The organism is Cytobacillus oceanisediminis (assembly GCF_022811925.1).
GTDB lineage: Bacteria > Bacillota > Bacilli > Bacillales > Cytobacillaceae > Cytobacillus > Cytobacillus oceanisediminis_D.
Map to the genome: position 1 here is coordinate 2,535,220 of NZ_CP065511.1, position 17,383 is coordinate 2,552,602.

The 17,383-nt window shown below is 39.9% G+C and carries 20 protein-coding genes; 13 read left to right on the forward strand and 7 right to left on the reverse strand.

Features of this window, described 5'->3' with window-relative positions; genetic code table 11:
• The first annotated feature begins 43 nt into the window (after positions 1–43).
• Positions 44–1,447, forward strand: coding sequence for an L-seryl-tRNA(Sec) selenium transferase (gene selA, locus IRB79_RS12840; RefSeq protein WP_243508875.1), 1,404 nt, complete (start codon positions 44–46; stop codon positions 1,445–1,447).
• 46 nt (positions 1,448–1,493) lie between these two features.
• Here selA and IRB79_RS12845 read toward each other — a convergent pair whose 3' ends face one another.
• Complete coding sequence (locus IRB79_RS12845; protein ID WP_009334725.1) at positions 1,494–1,640, reverse strand: small acid-soluble spore protein P; 147 nt, start codon at positions 1,638–1,640, stop codon at positions 1,494–1,496.
• Positions 1,641–1,903: 263 nt separating this feature from the next.
• Between IRB79_RS12845 and IRB79_RS12850 the strand changes: the two genes are divergently transcribed.
• Positions 1,904–2,161, forward strand: a complete 258-nt coding sequence (locus tag IRB79_RS12850) for a hypothetical protein (protein ID WP_243508877.1) — start codon at positions 1,904–1,906, stop codon at positions 2,159–2,161.
• A gap of 229 nt (positions 2,162–2,390) precedes the next feature.
• On the opposite strand, the gene sspO is transcribed toward IRB79_RS12850, so the two are convergent.
• The gene (gene sspO, locus IRB79_RS12855; protein WP_243508880.1) at positions 2,391–2,540 is read right to left on the reverse strand and encodes a small acid-soluble spore protein SspO; all 150 of its coding nucleotides are present in this window, start codon (positions 2,538–2,540) and stop codon (positions 2,391–2,393) included.
• 353 nt (positions 2,541–2,893) lie between these two features.
• On the opposite strand from sspO, the gene acnA reads away from it, so the two are divergent.
• The 9 genes from acnA to IRB79_RS12900 all read left to right on the forward strand — a co-directional run bounded on the left by acnA (position 2,894) and on the right by IRB79_RS12900 (position 10,906).
• Positions 2,894–5,602, forward strand: coding sequence for an aconitate hydratase AcnA (gene acnA / locus IRB79_RS12860; RefSeq protein WP_279401062.1), 2,709 nt, complete (start codon positions 2,894–2,896; stop codon positions 5,600–5,602).
• Between the two features lie 100 nt (positions 5,603–5,702).
• On the forward strand, positions 5,703–6,119 hold the full coding sequence (locus IRB79_RS12865; protein ID WP_243508882.1) for a hypothetical protein: 417 nt from the start codon (positions 5,703–5,705) through the stop codon (positions 6,117–6,119).
• Positions 6,120–6,174: 55 nt separating this feature from the next.
• Positions 6,175–6,696, forward strand: coding sequence for a peroxiredoxin family protein (locus tag IRB79_RS12870; protein ID WP_243508884.1), 522 nt, complete (start codon positions 6,175–6,177; stop codon positions 6,694–6,696).
• 235 nt (positions 6,697–6,931) lie between these two features.
• Entirely contained in the window at positions 6,932–7,063 is a 132-nt protein-coding gene (locus IRB79_RS12875; protein ID WP_026041570.1) for an FbpB family small basic protein, read from the forward strand.
• Between the two features lie 62 nt (positions 7,064–7,125).
• Entirely contained in the window at positions 7,126–7,269 is a 144-nt protein-coding gene (locus IRB79_RS12880; protein WP_243508886.1) for an acid-soluble spore protein N, read from the forward strand.
• 154 nt (positions 7,270–7,423) lie between these two features.
• A complete protein-coding gene (gene tlp / locus IRB79_RS12885) occupies positions 7,424–7,684 on the forward strand; it encodes a small acid-soluble spore protein Tlp (protein ID WP_243508887.1) in 261 nt (86 codons plus the stop codon).
• 136 nt (positions 7,685–7,820) lie between these two features.
• Positions 7,821–10,133, forward strand: a complete 2,313-nt coding sequence (locus IRB79_RS12890; protein ID WP_243508889.1) for an AAA family ATPase — start codon at positions 7,821–7,823, stop codon at positions 10,131–10,133.
• A gap of 2 nt (positions 10,134–10,135) precedes the next feature.
• Complete coding sequence (locus IRB79_RS12895) at positions 10,136–10,573, forward strand: acyl-CoA thioesterase (protein ID WP_243508891.1); 438 nt, start codon at positions 10,136–10,138, stop codon at positions 10,571–10,573.
• 33 nt (positions 10,574–10,606) lie between these two features.
• A complete protein-coding gene (locus tag IRB79_RS12900; protein ID WP_243508893.1) occupies positions 10,607–10,906 on the forward strand; it encodes a hypothetical protein in 300 nt (99 codons plus the stop codon).
• 127 nt (positions 10,907–11,033) lie between these two features.
• Here IRB79_RS12900 and IRB79_RS12905 read toward each other — a convergent pair whose 3' ends face one another.
• From IRB79_RS12905 to plsY, 5 genes are all read right to left on the reverse strand, one after another.
• Positions 11,034–11,327: a HesB/YadR/YfhF family protein gene (locus IRB79_RS12905; protein ID WP_243508895.1), complete on the reverse strand. Its 294-nt coding sequence runs from the start codon at positions 11,325–11,327 to the stop codon at positions 11,034–11,036.
• Between the two features lie 109 nt (positions 11,328–11,436).
• Positions 11,437–12,249: a CPBP family intramembrane glutamic endopeptidase gene (locus tag IRB79_RS12910; RefSeq protein ID WP_243508897.1), complete on the reverse strand. Its 813-nt coding sequence runs from the start codon at positions 12,247–12,249 to the stop codon at positions 11,437–11,439.
• Between the two features lie 67 nt (positions 12,250–12,316).
• A complete protein-coding gene (locus tag IRB79_RS12915; RefSeq protein WP_243508899.1) occupies positions 12,317–13,477 on the reverse strand; it encodes a CapA family protein in 1,161 nt (386 codons plus the stop codon).
• Between the two features lie 148 nt (positions 13,478–13,625).
• The gene (locus IRB79_RS12920) at positions 13,626–14,366 is read right to left on the reverse strand and encodes a sensor histidine kinase (protein WP_243508900.1); all 741 of its coding nucleotides are present in this window, start codon (positions 14,364–14,366) and stop codon (positions 13,626–13,628) included.
• A gap of 269 nt (positions 14,367–14,635) precedes the next feature.
• The gene (gene plsY, locus IRB79_RS12925; protein ID WP_243508901.1) at positions 14,636–15,220 is read right to left on the reverse strand and encodes a glycerol-3-phosphate 1-O-acyltransferase PlsY; all 585 of its coding nucleotides are present in this window, start codon (positions 15,218–15,220) and stop codon (positions 14,636–14,638) included.
• Between the two features lie 195 nt (positions 15,221–15,415).
• Between plsY and IRB79_RS12930 the strand changes: the two genes are divergently transcribed.
• A complete protein-coding gene (locus IRB79_RS12930; protein ID WP_243508903.1) occupies positions 15,416–15,739 on the forward strand; it encodes a DUF3243 domain-containing protein in 324 nt (107 codons plus the stop codon).
• A 134-nt stretch (positions 15,740–15,873) separates the two neighbouring features.
• Complete coding sequence (locus IRB79_RS12935; protein ID WP_243508905.1) at positions 15,874–17,316, forward strand: phospholipase D family protein; 1,443 nt, start codon at positions 15,874–15,876, stop codon at positions 17,314–17,316.
• Positions 17,317–17,383 lie beyond the last annotated feature (67 nt).

The following is a 17,383-nucleotide window of genomic DNA, read 5'->3' on the forward strand; positions in this document are numbered from 1 at the left end:
TGAAAAATGATATAATAATCAGGCAAGTGCTGGAGGGATCTATATGAAAAGTACAGTCAGAAATATTTTGCCGGTTCATGAACTGCAAAAAGACCGGCGTTTTACTCATTTAATGAAACAGTATGGACTTGACTTTATACATACAACTAACATTTTAAAAGAGGTAATTTCTGAAATCAGGAATAACATTCTTGTTGGTAATTGGACCGGTGAGGAGCCTGGTACTGAAAAATTTACCAACGCTATATTTAAAAAAGCAGAAGAGGTAATCACTGCTCGGTATGGATATACACTAAAAAGGGTTATCAATGCCACCGGCACTATTCTTCACACTAATCTTGGCCGAGCGCGTTTAAGCAAATCAGCAGCCGAACATATGCTTGAAATTGCCATGAACTATTCCAATTTGGAGTATAACTTGGGTGAAGGAGCACGGGGATCCAGGCATACTCACCTGGAAAGCCTGGTCAAAGAGCTGACAGGTGCAGAAGCAGCTATGGCAGTTAACAATAATGCTGCTGCTGTTTATATTATCTTAAAAGCTCTTGCTGAAGAAAAAGAAGTAATAGTTTCCCGCGGTCAGCTTGTTGAAATCGGAGGCTCCTTCAGGGTATCAAGCATAATGGAAGAGAGCGGTGCAACGCTTGTTGAAGTAGGAACAACGAATAAAACCCATTTGGAAGATTATAAAAATGTGATCAATGAAGATACAGCCATGATAATGAAGGTACATACGAGCAATTTTAAAATTATAGGCTTCACCAAAGAAGTTGGAACTGACGAACTTGCCCAGTTATCCAAAGAAAAAGATATCATATTCTATGAAGACTTGGGCAGCGGTGCACTATTTGATTTTAAAAGCAAGGGTATCGGAAATGAGCCAGCCGTACGCGATGTGATAAAAATGGGGGCAGATATCGTTTCTTTTAGCGGGGATAAGCTTTTGGGCGGCCCGCAGGCAGGCATTATTGCCGGGAGAAAGGACTTAATTGAAAAACTGAAAAAACACCAGCTTGCCCGGGTTCTTCGAGTTGATAAAATGACAATTGCTGCGCTCGAAGGCACGCTTATTGATTACTTAAAAGGGGAAGAGGGGCTGAAAAATATTCCGGTGGTCCATGATGTATTGATGACCGGTGATGAACTCGAAACGAGAACAGCACAATTTCTTCACAGATTACAAGCAGCTGCGAAGGATTATGAATGCTCTATGAGAGAAAGCACAGGGCAAGTAGGGGGAGGCACAATGCCCGATGTTGAACTGCCGTCCTGGATTGCCGTTCTAAAGCACCGGCGTTATTCAGCGGAACATATTGGCCGCCAGTTAAGGATTGATTGTAGCCCTTCCATAATAGTGAGGATACATAAAGAAGAAATACTGATTGATCTGCGGGCAGTAACTCCAAATGAAGAGGACACCATTATAAAAGCATTAACTGCTATTTAATTCTAGCAGCTGCCTGATTTTGAGGCAGCTGCTTTTTTATTAAAATTTACATATCATGGTGGGAATTATGTTTTTGTCTGGTATGGTTACGGTTTTTCACTTTTTTTGAGCCGCTTAATGGTTCAGGCTGTCCATCGTTATTATGTCCTTTGGGTGCATTTTTTCGCATGTCTTTGCCATTGTTTTTGTTCATTTGATGCCCTCCTCATAATATAGGATGCTGACTTCCGCTCCAGGCAGCTGCTATACTGTGCTGCCGTCTTACTGGCTGCTGGGCAATAAGATAGAAGGAGAAATTCACCTTCATCTCATGTGTTAGTTTGGCTCTTTTACATGAAAAATTGCCTTGCAAATTGTGGCTGAATTTCAAGATTTCCGCCTGAGTGATTTGGCGGAATATTTTATGGTTCTATTGCGCAATTTAATGGTACAAATTTTATTAGGAGTGAAAAAAGCATGCCATATCATAAAGATAAACAGCAGGCATTTCAGGCAGCACAGCAGGGAATGGAAGATGCACAGGAGCTTTATGCTGAAATTGTAAAAGATTCTGCCAGTTACGGCCATCAGCTTAAACATCTTAAGCAGGAGGTAAACGAAGCGTACGCTCAAATTGAAAATGCACTTGAGGTTGCATCGGAACATCAGCGGGCACAATTGGAGAGATTCCAGCAGGACTTGCGAACTATGGTTGATGATGTGAACCAATACTAGAACGTATGAATGAATAAAATTAACCAAAAACCCGGCTGCGGACCAGCCGGGTAATTTAAATTTAATTTACTAAGGAAATACAACATTTTGAACTTCGATAACGGTCTAGCGCAAGCAGCCTGCCCCCTCGAGGAGGCCCCCAGGATGGGGGTCATGCAGATGTTGCCACAGGACGTGGCGTTCTTAATCTGCGATCCTTTAGTGGGCAAGGCGCTTCCGTTTTTCTTATTTACTGATTCTTTTTCCTCTTTTTATTATTTTGCTTTTGCGCTTCTGTTAGGGGTTCATTGGCATATTCCTCATTGTATCCGGTGCCCATGCCCTGCCCTTTTGCAGCATTCATACCCTCTATAATATGATTAGCCTTTCTTTTAGCCATAGCGAATCACCTCCGTAGTACTATTTTTCCGTGGATGATGTCAATTTATGTTGTTTTTTAGACAAGAGATTCCGCTTTTTCGTTTTATCAGTATAATAACCAAGCAATAATGGGTTTTATCTTCTAATTGAAAAACGCTATCAATTACGGCATTTAAAAGGCTAAATGAAGTAAATAAGAAATTATGATAAGAAAAACTTATCAAAAACAATAACTTTCTTGTTATTTACTTATATAACTGGTTGTATTAATATAGGAATTGTGAGAAAAGTAAGGATGGATGAAAATTCAAACTTTTCGACAATTACCTAACACTTGGTATATGATGTTTATTGAAAGAGGGGGTAATACATTTGGCAAAGAATGATGTGTTCAATTCCCGCAAATCCTTTGATCTGGACGGGAAGCGCTATCATTACTATCATTTAGGCGCTCTGGAAGAAGCTGGAGTAGGTAATGTTTCCAAATTGCCTTATTCAATTAAAGTATTATTGGAATCCGTACTTCGTCAATATGACGGCCGTGTAATTACAAAAGAGCATGTTGAAAACCTGGCAAAATGGGGAACTTCTGAAGTAAAAGAAGTAGATGTTCCTTTCAAACCATCACGTGTAATTCTGCAGGACTTCACTGGAGTTCCGGCAGTAGTTGACCTGGCTTCATTGCGTAAGGCAATGGCTGACATGGGCGGGGACCCTGACAAAATCAATCCTGAGAAGCCGGTTGATCTGGTTATCGACCACTCTGTACAGGTAGATAAGTATGGTACACCTGATTCTCTTGAAGCCAACATGGAGCTTGAATTCGAGCGCAATGCTGAGCGATACCAGTTCTTGAGCTGGGCACAAAAAGCATTTGACAACTATCGTGCAGTTCCGCCTGCAACAGGTATTGTTCACCAGGTAAACCTTGAGTTCCTTGCGAATGTTGTTCATGCTCTTGAAACAACGGAAGGCGATTTCGAAACTTTCCCTGATACTCTTGTAGGTACTGACTCCCATACAACCATGATCAACGGTATCGGCGTTCTTGGATGGGGTGTAGGAGGTATTGAAGCTGAAGCAGGTATGCTGGGCCAGCCTTCATATTTCCCTGTTCCTGAAGTTGTAGGGGTTAAACTTACCGGCGAGCTTCCTAACGGAACAACTGCTACTGACCTTGCATTAAAGGTAACTCAAGTACTGCGCAGCCAGGGAGTAGTTGGCAAGTTTGTAGAATTCTTCGGCCCTGGTGTTACACAGCTTCCATTAGCTGACCGTGCTACAATTGCTAACATGGCACCAGAATACGGAGCTACTTGCGGATTCTTCCCTGTTGATGCAGAAGCCCTGGATTACATGCGCCTGACTGGACGTCCGGAAGAGCAAATCAAAATTGTAGAAAAATACTGCAAAGAAAATGGAATGTTCTTTGATTCATCTCTAGAGCCAGTATATACGAATGTAGTTGAAATCAATCTTTCCGAAATCGAAGCGAACCTTTCAGGTCCTAAGCGTCCGCAGGATTTAATTCCGCTTTCAGCTATGAAAAAGGAATTCAATGACGCTATCACTGCTCCTCAAGGCAACCAGGGCTTCGGCTTGGATAAGAAAGAAATCGACAAAGAAACTACTGTTGAATTTGCAAATGGCGATTCAACCAAGATGAAAACGGGTGCTGTTGCCATTGCGGCAATCACTAGCTGTACAAATACTTCAAACCCTTACGTTTTAGTAGGTGCAGGTTTAGTGGCGAAAAAGGCAGTTGAACTTGGAATGGAAGTTCCTAAGTTCGTTAAAACTTCTTTGGCTCCGGGATCAAAGGTTGTTACTGGATATCTGCGTGATTCAGGACTTCTTCCATACATGGAACAGCTTGGATTCAACCTTGTAGGTTATGGCTGTACAACATGTATCGGCAACTCCGGTCCATTAAGAGAAGAAATCGAAAAGGCTGTAGCTGAAAGCGATCTTCTTGTAACATCTGTTCTTTCCGGTAACCGTAACTTTGAAGGGCGTATCCATCCGCTTGTAAAAGCTAACTACCTGGCTTCTCCGCCATTAGTAGTCGCTTATGCACTTGCTGGAACAGTCGATATCGATCTTCAAAACGAGCCAATCGGAAAAGACAAGAATGGCAACGATGTCTTCTTTAACGACATTTGGCCATCTACTGCTGAAGTTAATGAAGTGGTTAAACAGACTGTTACACCTGAATTGTTCCGTAAAGAATATGAGCATGTATTTGATGACAATGCTCGCTGGAACCAAATCCAAACAAGCAATGAGCCGTTATATTCATTTGATGATAATTCAACATATATCCAGAATCCTCCGTTCTTTGAAGGCTTAACTCCTAATGCTGATGAAGTGAAACCTTTATCAGGACTGCGTGTTGTCGGCAAGTTCGGTGATTCTGTAACAACTGACCATATTTCTCCGGCAGGTGCGATCGGCAAAGATACACCAGCAGGAAAATACCTTCGTGAGAACGGTGTTGAACCACGCGACTTCAACTCTTATGGATCCCGCCGCGGTAACCATGAAGTTATGATGCGCGGTACATTTGCAAACATCCGTATCCGCAACCAAATCGCTCCTGGCACAGAAGGCGGCTTCACGACTTACTGGCCTACAGGAGAAGTGACTTCCATCTATGATGCTTGCATGAAGTACAAAGAAGATGGAACTGGCCTTGTTGTTCTTGCCGGCAAAGACTATGGAATGGGATCTTCCCGTGACTGGGCTGCAAAAGGTACAAACCTGCTTGGCATTAAGACAGTAATTGCTGAAAGCTATGAGCGTATTCACCGTTCTAACCTTGTTCTAATGGGTGTACTTCCGCTTCAGTTCAAGGCAGGCGAAAGTGCAGAAACTCTTGGCTTGTCAGGAAAAGAAACGATCGATGTTCAAATCGACGAAAATGTTAGACCGCGTGACTTTGTTAAGGTTACAGCTACAGATGAAAACGGCAATCAGACTACTTTTGAAGCTCTTGTTCGTTTCGACTCTGAAGTTGAAATTGATTACTACCGTCACGGCGGAATCCTGCAAATGGTTCTTCGTGATAAATTGGCAAACTGACTTTAACTCCCGCTATGTGCTTGTTCACATAGCGGTTTTTTATTTACAAAATATACGGGTTGAGGTATCTTTACTGTATATGAACTTTGGGGGGCTGACATTGGGTGCTTTTTTGATTGGACCTTTATTAGTGAAGTATGAATGGGTTTTAATCCTGCTCTCAGGTATTGTTGCTTATTTTACTATTGCAAAAGCATTAAGAGACCACGGGGAATATAAAAAAATCTTTCTGAATGTCATAATAAATTCAATGCTCATTGGCTTTTTTACTTATAAGTTTAGTTCAATTCTCTTTCAAACAGAAAATATTCTAAGCAGTCCTCTAGGGATTTTATATTTCTCAGGTGGAAGCAAAGGATTCATCTTAGGGGCTTTTTTGGCTCTTATATATATAGTAATAGAAATAAAAAAAAATAAATATCCGCTCAAAAAGTGGTTTTATGGAATTGTTTACGGATCTGTCACATTTATGCTGTCTTTTTGGCTGTTCAGAACCTTATTAATTTTGCTTTTCTAGGTTAAAATACAATCAAGGAAGCAAAAAGGCCTTAATAGCCGGGAGGGAATACAGCATGTTCAAAAAAATGTTTGCAGCTGCTGTGTTATTAATAATAACTACCGCAATTTTTGTGGTGCAGGCAGTTGAAAAAGATGAAGTCGAGAGTCATCCCGTTAATCAGACTGGTTTAGGAATAGGCTTGAAAGCCCCAGATTTTGAATTGAAAAACCTTCAGGGGGAAACAGTAAAGCTCTCAGATTATAAAGGAAAGAAAGTCATGCTCAACTTTTGGGCAACATGGTGTCCTCCATGTAAAGCTGAAATGCCTGATATCCAAAAATTCTATACTCAAAAGGGAAATGAAGTTGTTATTTTGGCAGTGAACATCGATTCTCATTCTGATGTTGCTGGCTTTGCAGAAGAAATGCGCGTGAATTTTCCAATTCTGCTTGATGTGAATGAAAAAGCATCCAATGCTTATCAAATAATAACGATTCCTACCACTTTTTTTATTGATGAAGAAGGAATTATCCGGAATAAATATTTAAGTGCGATGTCCCTGGAGATTATGAATCAGTATATAGATGAAATGTAAAAAAACATCTGCAGAGAGCAGATGTTTTTTTATGTATAGGTTTACGCCGCCATAAAAAAGGAAATTTAGATGAGAGGAGTTTTTTCTGAATATTTCATCAATAATAACGAACCATATGTACTTTTTTCACGTATTTTGGGTATATGCGGATTAAATTTTCGAAAAGTTGTAATAATTTAAAGAGTTTCTGGAGATAATGACTGTTACAATGTTATTAAAGGAAGGTGAATGATTTATGAGAAAGCCTAGAAAACGCTCCTTTGCTGAATTAGTTTCAGAAAATAAACGCCAGCTGCTTAAAGATCAAGATGCAATGGAAAAAATCGAAGAACGCCTTGAGCTTAAACGTCTTAATAAGGCCGAATAGAATAACTTGCCATTCATCAAACCCTCTTCAACAGAACATACTTAAAATGAGGAGGGATATCAATGAGTAATCCAAAGAGACACCCCAATCATTTTAATCCGAACCATATTGGGACACAATCACGCGGATTTGGCGGCAATAAAGGCAAGAAAATGCAGGACAAATCCGGACAGCATCCTCAAGTAATACAAACTAAAGGCGAATAATTATAATTAACCTGCCATTCCATTTACGGCAGGTTTTTTGTTTTAAAACTCAGGCATACCTTCCGGCAAGCTGCCCACACATTTCCGCCAATATTTTTCTTGTTCTTTCACAAACTAATTTTGTACCATCACCTAATAAAGGGAGGAACAAACTATGTCACATAACAGACCAAATCCAGATGACCGCAGCGATAACGTCGAAAAGCTTCAATCCATGATCGTTCATACTATCGAGAATATGGACGAAGCTGAAGAATCAATGAAGTATGCAAATGCAGAGGATCTTGCCAGGATTGAAGCAAAAAATGAACGCCGCAGGGAAAGCCTTGCTTCATTCCGTTCTGAAATAAAGGACGAGTATCAGGCACAGCAGAACGGCAATGCCAACGAGAACAACGAGAACCATAATTTTTAACATCCTAAAAAGACCTAATCCAGTGTGATTAGGTCTTTTCCTATTGGAAGATCATGATAAGAAGCGCATCCTTATAGATAATTACAGAAATATGGTAAGATAAGTTGTGGAAACTAAGAAGAAGAAGTGATAATCAATGACACAGCAGAAAAGACAGGCAAAACCGGCAGAGGGTCGGGCTTATCATTGGAAAAATGAGCTTGATCAATACGGATACATACAAAATGAAGCAGAATTGCTCAATGTTATTAAAAATATCAAAGAAAAGGAAGATCCCGGGCTGCTTTCGGAATTACTGACCATTGCTGCTATTTCCCGGTTAAGCAAGTATACCGATGATACTCTTGCCAGTGCATGGCTGCAGAAAGCTGTTGAACTGGACACTGGCAATACTATGGCGGCAGCCCAAATAGGAAAATCCGAATGGAAAAATAAAGGCAATCTTCTTGAAACCCTGACTTTCCCGCCGATTCGGGAAACCGATAACAGGGCAGCAAAAAAGAAAACAGCTGAGCAATTCATTGAAATTTGCAGAAGCTTTATCAACAAATCAGATGATGAGTTAGAAGAACTGCAGAAAAAGCAGCATACCTATGAGGATGTGGAATATCGGAAGCTGACTGAAATACTAGAAAAAGCTATTGAGGAAACAGCTTTTCTTTTAAAAGCTTCTGAAGAATATGAGCAATCTATATCCGGTGTATTTCATACTTCAACCTATTACACCGATATGAAAAAGCACTTAAATGCCATCAACAGACTTAAAAATGAATGGAAAGAGATATTTGAATCAGAGGAAGAAGAGTCTGATTTACCAAAAGATCCCCTGGATGAACTTAATGAAATGATTGGCCTGCACTCGGTCAAAAGCAGAGTTCATGACTTTTACCGTTTTTTAAAATATCAAAACGAACGAAAGTCACTTGGTTTTCAAACGAAAGATGAACTCAGCCTCAATATGATTCTAACTGGCAATCCAGGTACAGGCAAAACAACTATCGCCCGGCTTTTGGCAAAGATTTATCATAGCCTTGGGGTATTGCCGCGGGAAGAAGTAATCGAAGCAGATCGGTCACAGCTGGTTGGCGGATTTGTCGGGCAAACAGAGGAAAATGTCAGAGCGGCCGTTGAAAAGGCAATCGGTGGAGTGCTGTTCATTGATGAGGCGTACAGCTTAAAGCGTGAGGGACAGACCGGCAGTGACTATGGACAAACAGCCATTGATACTCTTGTATCGCTGATGACCGGGACTGAATATGGAGGAAAATTTGCGGTTATCATGGCCGGTTATCCAGAAGAGATGAGACAATTTCTGGACAGTAATCCTGGCCTTCGCAGCCGTTTCCCAGAGTCGAACTTTATTGCACTGCCTGATTATTCTAATGAGGAGCTTCTCCAGATTGCTGAAAAGCTGTCTGCGGATAATGATTATGTCCTTACGGAAGGAGCAAAGCAGGAACTGGGCAAACGAATTGAAAAAGAGCGGGTTGATGATACGTTCGGAAATGCCAGGACTGTCAGAAACATTGTTCTTGATGCCATTTTTAGAAAAGGCTCCCAAGCTGAAAAGGACGAAAACATCATGGCATATACACTCTTGGAAAAAGAAGATTTTGAAAGTGAAGAAGAAGAAAAGCTATTGAATCCACAAGAGCAGCTTGCCCAGTTAATCGGGCTTGAAACAGTCAAAACAGAAGTTCATAACTTAGTGTCATTTGTTAAGATGCAGCAGCTGCGCCGTGAAAAAGGGCTGCCTGTAGTCCCTATTCAGCTGCATTCAGTATTTACGGGGAATCCGGGGACAGGGAAAACGACTGTAGCCAAGATTTATGCAGAATTGCTGAAGGAATGTGGTTTTCTTAAACGAGGACATTTAATGGTTGCGAGCCGTGCTGATTTTGTAGCTGGTTATGTAGGCCAAACCGCCATTAAAACAAAGAAAAAGATAAGAGAGGCGTTAGGCGGTGTCCTATTCATCGATGAGGCCTATTCACTTCTTTCCCAGACATCAGGAGATTTCGGAAAAGAAGTCATCGATACATTAGTGGATGAAATGACAAAACATAATGAAAATCTTGTCGTTGTTTTAGCGGGTTACCCAAATGAAATGGAGAAGCTAATGTCAAGTAATCCCGGGTTAAAGTCCCGATTTAAAAAGTTCTTTCATTTTAAAGATTATTCAACGGCAGAGCTCTTGGAAATTATCATTTCGTATGCTGGACAATATGAATATACGCTTACGGAAGAAGCGGGGGACTACCTTAACCGCACTTTATCAAAGGTCGAAATAAATGGGAATGGACGTTTTGCCGCCAACCTTGCGGATGAGGCTATTCAGGCACAGGCAATGAGAATTGTATCAGCAATTGATGAGGATATTGAGCAGGTTAGCATTTTGGAAAAAGAAGATTTCGAGATCGCTTTAAATAAGATAAGCAAAGGGGAATAAGTATGCTCATTTCTACAAAAGAAATAGAAGTAAGGTATGCAGAAACAGATCAAATGGGAGTCGTGTATCACGCCAATTATCTCGTATGGATGGAGCTTGGCCGGACACAGATCATAAAAGATCTGGGGTTCAGTTATGCTGAAATGGAGAAGGATGGCATCATTTCGCCTGTTCTGGATATCCTGGCTTCCTACAAAAAACCATTGCGCTACGGTCAAACCGCAACGATAAAAACCTGGATTGAAGAGTATGACGGGTTTCGCGTCAGCTATGGATATGAAATATACAATGATGAAGGAGATCTTGCAGTAACAGGCTTGTCCAAGCATGTTTGCGTCAAAAAGGATAATTTCCGTCCGATCTCAATTAAAAAGAAATATCCTGATTGGCATGAAGCATATGAAGAAGCTAAAAGGCAGCCTGAAAGTGCAATCAAATAATTTTGCTTGCTGCTTAAAGGATGGAGAAAATATATGGCATTCGGTCTTCGCAGAAAAGATCTTCAAGAATGGAAGATGAAAATAGATCGTGGAGAAATTGCTTTTTTAACCCATTATTGGATAGATGATCGCTTCCCTGGCTGTAAAACGGTCACAAAGGTCGGGTGTTCGGATCTGAAGAAATTGATAAAATGGGGAGAAACACATGGCCTTAAGCCTGAGTGGATTGATTATCGGAATGATGGATACTCACACTATGATTTGATTGGTGCCAGGCAGAAAGAAATCCTTGAAAAGGAGAAGCTCTGGGAGCAGCTGGAACGGCTGCTATAAGAAAAGCTCCAGGCGCCCGCCTATCGGCTTATGACCTCGAGCCGATGGCGCCTGGAGCTAGACAGTTATCTAACTTCAAAATTTATTCTTATCTTTTGAAAAAAGAAGCAGGCCGGATCTGCTTCTTTTACCCATTGTTATATTTGAATTCAGGTTCCTGTGCTTTTGCATTAAATGTCACGAATAAATCATGATTATCAAAGTACCATAAGTCCTTTTCTTCAATAAAGTAAGTAATTCCGTTTTTTTCAGTCTGCACTCCTGCGTTATGCGGGTGTTCATTAGAGACTCCTAATGAAAATCCTTGCTGGACAGTACTGCAGCCGCCATATCTTGCAAAAAAGCGGACGAAGTCACCCTTATTCAAGAACATTTCCTCCTGATACCATTGGGCAGCCTGATCTTCAATATGTATGTTCATTTGAAATTCCTCCTCCTGGGTGATAGTCATATTATAGGCTAGTTTTTCCCTGTGCGCGAATAAAATGTCTGTACCAATACTTTTAATGATGGAGTGAATCAATATTTATTCATCCTGGGAAAGGGATTAAACCGCTTAAAATCATAAATACGTTCATGGCCATGTGCCATATGACAGCAGGGAAAATACTTCTGGACCTAACAGTAATAGCCGCATAAAATATCCCGCCAACAGCAAACAGCAGACATAGGACAAAAGAGTAGCCAAGCATCATATGAGAAAATCCAAACGCCAGCCCAGAAAAAAGAACGGCTGCCTTTTCGCCTGAAAGCTCTGACATTCTAGATAAGATGATTCCTCTCCATAAAAGCTCTTCCATCATTCCATTAATGATGGAGAAGCCAATCATGAATGTAAAAAAGTCCCTGGTAAAGGAGTTTTCAGCTGAAAAAATGGAATAGGCAAATGAAGCAAAATTAATCATGATAGCAATCACAAGAAAGTGTTTTATTTTTAATGAATGGAAGCCGCTCCATATGAATGGGAAAAATATTTGGGAATTCCAATCCGGTTTGCGCAATAAGGGGATGGCAGTTTTATTAAATTTGATAGAAATATAGACAAGCAGCAGGATAGGAATTAACAGAAGAACCCGATTGAATATCATTAAGATATAGTGTTGAAAGGGCAGTGCATCAAGCAGTTTATCTCCATAAAGAAACAGTAGACTGCCTGTTAAATACCCTGCAATGATCCAGGGAAAAACACGCTCCTGCTTTGAAGTGAATAGTAAGAAAATGATAAGTCCAAAAGAAAGCATGAAAGCGAAAGCAAAAAGTTTGTATTGAAAAAGCAATATTGCAGCTGAGAATATACTTAATTGCAAATAAGAAAAAGACTTATTAACATAAGCGGTTTTCATGATCATACCTCCTTTGCCTACATCATATATTACCATTTTTTACACAAAAAAAGCGCCAAAAAGCGCTTTACTGAACATGATCTAGCATATGTGCCATAATTTCGTTGTATTTGGACTCTGCATTGGGAAGGCCATAGCCAGCAGCATCCTTCAACGGTACGACCCGATATTTTTTTAGCTGTTTATTACTGACGTATGTCGGGATGAACCCCGGATTGGAAAGTTCAATATCGACCCCGTTTTGATCAATATATTTCGTAATCTCCACAGTTGCAATACCGCCTATGTCCTTGTAATCACCAATCTGCCCGGATAAAAAATTGCCTAAAGAGTATACAACAAGAGATTTCCGTCCGTCTTTCCTGTCAATCCATTCCATTGGCTGCAGGACATGTGGATGGTGTCCGAAAATAATGTCCACACCATGATTTGCGAGGACCTCTGCCAGTTCCTTTTGTTCTTCTGTGGGCTGAAGCTGGTATTCATTTCCCCAATGCATACTCATAACTACTACGTCAGCTTCATCTTTTGCCCGGTTAATTTCCTCTTTCATTGCTGTTCTATCAATGAGGTTAACGAGATAATCTTTTCCTGCCGGAACGGGTATTCCGTTTGTACCATATGTGTAAGAAAGATAAGCAACTTTAATTCCGTTTTTGTTTATTACCTTCAAGGTTTGCTGTTCACTGGGTGTTCTGTTCGTTCCCACATGTGGCAGTCCTATCTGATCCAGATAATCCAGGGATGTTTTCAAACCTTTTTCTCCCTTATCGAGTGAATGGTTATTGGCAGTTGAAACAATGTCAACACCAGCCTCAATGAGGGCGTCTCCAACCTCCTGAGGGCTATTGAACATAGGGTAACTGGAAATTCCTATTTCCGGACCTCCCAAAATAGTCTCTTGATTGGCAAGCAGGATATCGGGAGTTTTTAAAAGCGTTTTTGCCTGTTCGAACATTGGCTTGAAATCATAGCCTGTTTTAGTTTTTGCAACATTATATACCCTGTCATGAATAAGTATGTCGCCAATTGCTCCCAATGTTGCCTTCTCTATAAGCATTTTATTAACCGCGGTGGTTTCTCTGTTTTGCATATGCAATTGAACTGGTTTTGCTTCAGCTGCCTCAGCCTTATTTTCAGTGTGTGTTTTATAAATGAGCAGACCCGAGCCAATTAATAATGTGGTACAGAAAAATGCGGATAGCAGGAAGGCTTTGGTGAGTTTCATAAAATTATCCCCTTAATATAAAGCTCAAAATATATTAATAGTCTAATTTTAATATGAATTTTTACAATTTTCATCATTTTTTTTGCTGGTTTGTAAATTTCATTATTTGATATATTGATAAATGGCATATCCACTTGTATTAACAGCGTCATCTAAAGGGTGAAGGTAGTTCAATTTCAAAAACGGTGCCATGTGAAAAATTGGAGTGGACGTTAATTGTGCCACCATGTTCTTCTATTATCTTCCGGCATATTGATAGGCCGATGCCAGTTCCTTTTTCTTTTGTTGTATAAAATGGCACAAATAATTGGTTTAAGGTTTCTTCTGTCATTCCGGGTCCATTATCCTCAATAATGATTTGCGTTTTCTGGCTGATTGATTTAACAATAAGACAGACCTTCCCTTCTGTGGCATGAGCTTCTTCACAGGCTTCAAGTGCATTCCTAATAATGTTGATCAGCACCTGCTTAATCTGCTTCGAATCACCATAGAAGAGGGGGTTTCCAGAGCAAAGGCTTACTGTAAGGTTTATATTTTGAATGTTAGCCTCGTTTTCAAATAAGATTTTCATTTCCTGAATCAATTTGTTTAAATCAATTTCCGTTTTTTTGTTTTGAGCAGGTTTGGATGCATTCAAAAAGTCATAAATCATATCATTTGCCCGATTTATCTCTTCAATGGCAATTTCAGCGTACTGTTCTTTGCCGATCTCAATTAAATAAGGCTTCAAGAGCTGAAAAAATCCTTTCACTGTTGTCAGCGGATTTCTAATCTCATGTGCAATACCCGTAGCAAGTTGTCCAAAATCTGCAGAGTAATCAGATGTCATTTCGGTTTCTTTAATCTCTTCCGCTGTTTTTTTTAAGTACTTCTCTTGTTCTTTTTCCATTCAATAATTCATCCTAACTTTAACGTTTTTGGCTGAAATTCTAGCCTAAACTAATGTATGGCGAAAGATAGCAATTTATGTTTTTTTATGTATAAAAATTTGTTTGCTGAAAAATTTTTTGATATTAAGCTTCTAGGTCTTTGTGATTAGTATAATATCACTTTAACACTTTATTCAAATAAACTATACTGAAATATCAGAAAATAATTCGAATTAAATAAAAAACAGCAGATAACAAGTCTGCTGCTTTGCGGTTGCTGGCTGTTTTTTCAGCCAAGCCATTTTATTTTGGGCTCGGTTTTGTCCCTGATTCTTTTAATATTTGCTCTATGCCTGTAAATAACAAAGAATCCCAGAATTGAAACAACTATAATCAGTGGTATGTCCCCTAGAATAAGTGCGTAAATAATGGAGGCTGCTGCTGCCAGAATAGAGGACAAGGACACGTACTTTGTTATGTAAAGGCTTAAAAAGAAAACACCCAATATGATAAGAAACATTAAGGGTACATAGGCTAGAAGCACACCGCCTGATGTAGCGACTGCTTTTCCTCCGCGAAAGCCGGCAAACAGCGGATACATGTGCCCAATAACTGCAAAAACTCCTGCAACTAGATGATGCATGTCCGATCCGAAGAAAAAGGGCAGGGATGCAGCCAGGGTGCCTTTTAAGATATCAGCTATGGTCACAATCATGCCGGCCTTAACTCCAAGAGTCCGGAAAGTATTGGTACCGCCTAAATTTCCGCTGCCATGCTCACGGATATCCACTCCATAAAAAAGTTTCCCTACAATTAAACCAGAAGGAATGGAGCCAAGTAAGTAAGCTAAAATAATGATAATTCCATAAATCATAAAAACTCTCCTTCATACTTTCTATGTTAGTATATTGTACCATGTGAGCAAACCTGCATACCATGTGCAAATAAAAAGTTGTCCAATTTATTTCAGGGAGGTTTTTCAAACTCTCTGGCTTGCGTTTGATATGTTTGCCAGCGGGTATTAGTAGACTGTCACAGTAATCAAATCCATATAAAGGAGAGATTCAGCATGGAACAGAATATGAATAACGTAAATGGACAAGCAGGCAATGTAGAGGAAAAGCTCAGTAATATGGGAAGCGAAAAGAAAGATGAAATTCTTTCAAGCTTTGACGGTTTTAAAGAATATTTAAGCGGAAAGGTTTCCATGGGACAGAAAATGGGCATGGATGAGGAACAGCTTGCGAACACAGCACAAAAGGTAGGCGATTATCTGGCTTCCAAAGAAGAGCCAAGAAACCGTGAAGAAAAGCTTCTGCAGGAACTGTGGAAGGTAGGAACTGAGGAAGAAAAGCACAAACTATCTCATATGCTAGTAAAGCTTGTAGGCTAAAAAAATATATATCATTCAAGGCGAAGGCGCTGGCCTTCGCCTTTTATTTTGCTTGAAAGCGCATAGATGAGTTTACAATAGTCAAAAATGGTCTATATATAGTTATCGCAGTCTAACGGGTAGGGGGAGTCCTGGTGAAAAAGGTTCTGGGAAAGTTAAATAGAAAAACGGTATGGATACCCATTTTGAGCCTTGTGCTGGTATTGGCAGCAACCATCATCTATCAATCCAATAAACCATTGCCAAAAGGCCTTTCTTTCGAGGGGGAAGTTTACACTGTAGAAGATATTAAGTTCTTATACGATTTAACTTTTGAAAAAGATAGCGGCAGAAGAGAAAGTGATCAGCAGATTTTTAAGCGGATATTAGAAGCCATTGGTGAGGCAGAGGATTTTATAGTGCTGGATATGTTTTTATTCAATGGTTTTAATGATGGTGATAAAGAATATCCGGATATTAGCGGTAAAATAACTGATGAGCTCATCGAACAAAAGCATAGCCACCCCAATATGGATATTACGGTGATCACAGATCGGATTAACAGCACATATGGATCACATGATGTACCAGAATTCAAGAAACTGAAAGAGAATGGTATAAATGTAGTTTATACCTCATTAGTTCCTTTAAGAGATTCTAATCCTATCTATTCGGCATTTTGGCGTGTTTTTTTACAATGGTTTGGCCAGGGAGGTGAAGGCTGGCTTCCCAATCCGCTTGCAGAAAATGCTCCTGAAGTGACATTTCGGTCCTATCTCGATCTCATGAATATTAAAGCAAATCACCGGAAAGTTTTTGTAACGGAGAAAACAGGGATTGTAACATCTGGAAATCCCCACAATGCCAGCGGATTTCATTCAAATATCGCGTTTGAAGTAAAAGGGCCAATCTTAGCTGACCTCGTAAAAACCGAGCAGGCGGTGGTCGATTATTCAGCATCAGGCAAACTGACAGATTTTAAGCCTGAAGACAGTAATAAAACTGGCACGGTTAAGGCCCAGGTGCTGACTGAAGGCAAGATCTATAAACACATTATTAAAGAAATCAATAAAGTTGGGAAAGGTGAAACCATCTGGCTTGGCATGTTTTATCTTGCTGACAGAAAAGTGGTTGATGCACTAAAAGAAGCAGCCGACAGGGGAGTAAAAGTAAAAATGATCCTGGATCCAAATCAGAACGCCTTCGGCTCTGAAAAAATTGGGCTGCCTAATATACCTGTGGCAGCTGAATTAGACAAATTAGGCCATGAAAACATAAAAATCAGATGGTACAATACGGGTTTTGAACAATACCATTCGAAAATCATGTATGTAACCGGCAAAGAAAATAGTATGATCATAGCTGGTTCAGCAAATTTTACAAAGAGAAATCTTGATGATTTAAACCTGGAGACAAATGTAAAAATAAGCGCTCCTGCCCATTCCCAGGTTATGAAGGATGTCGACAGCTACTTTAATAAGCTTTGGAATAATAACGGTGCAATTTATACGAATAACTATCCATCCAATGAAAAAATGCCTGTGGTAAAGTATTTTACATACAGACTGCAGAAGCTTACTCACTTTACAACATACTGATAAAAACTTGAAACCTTTCCTATATTAATTCCGTTAATATAGGAGGGGTGGAAATAAGTTGAAGACA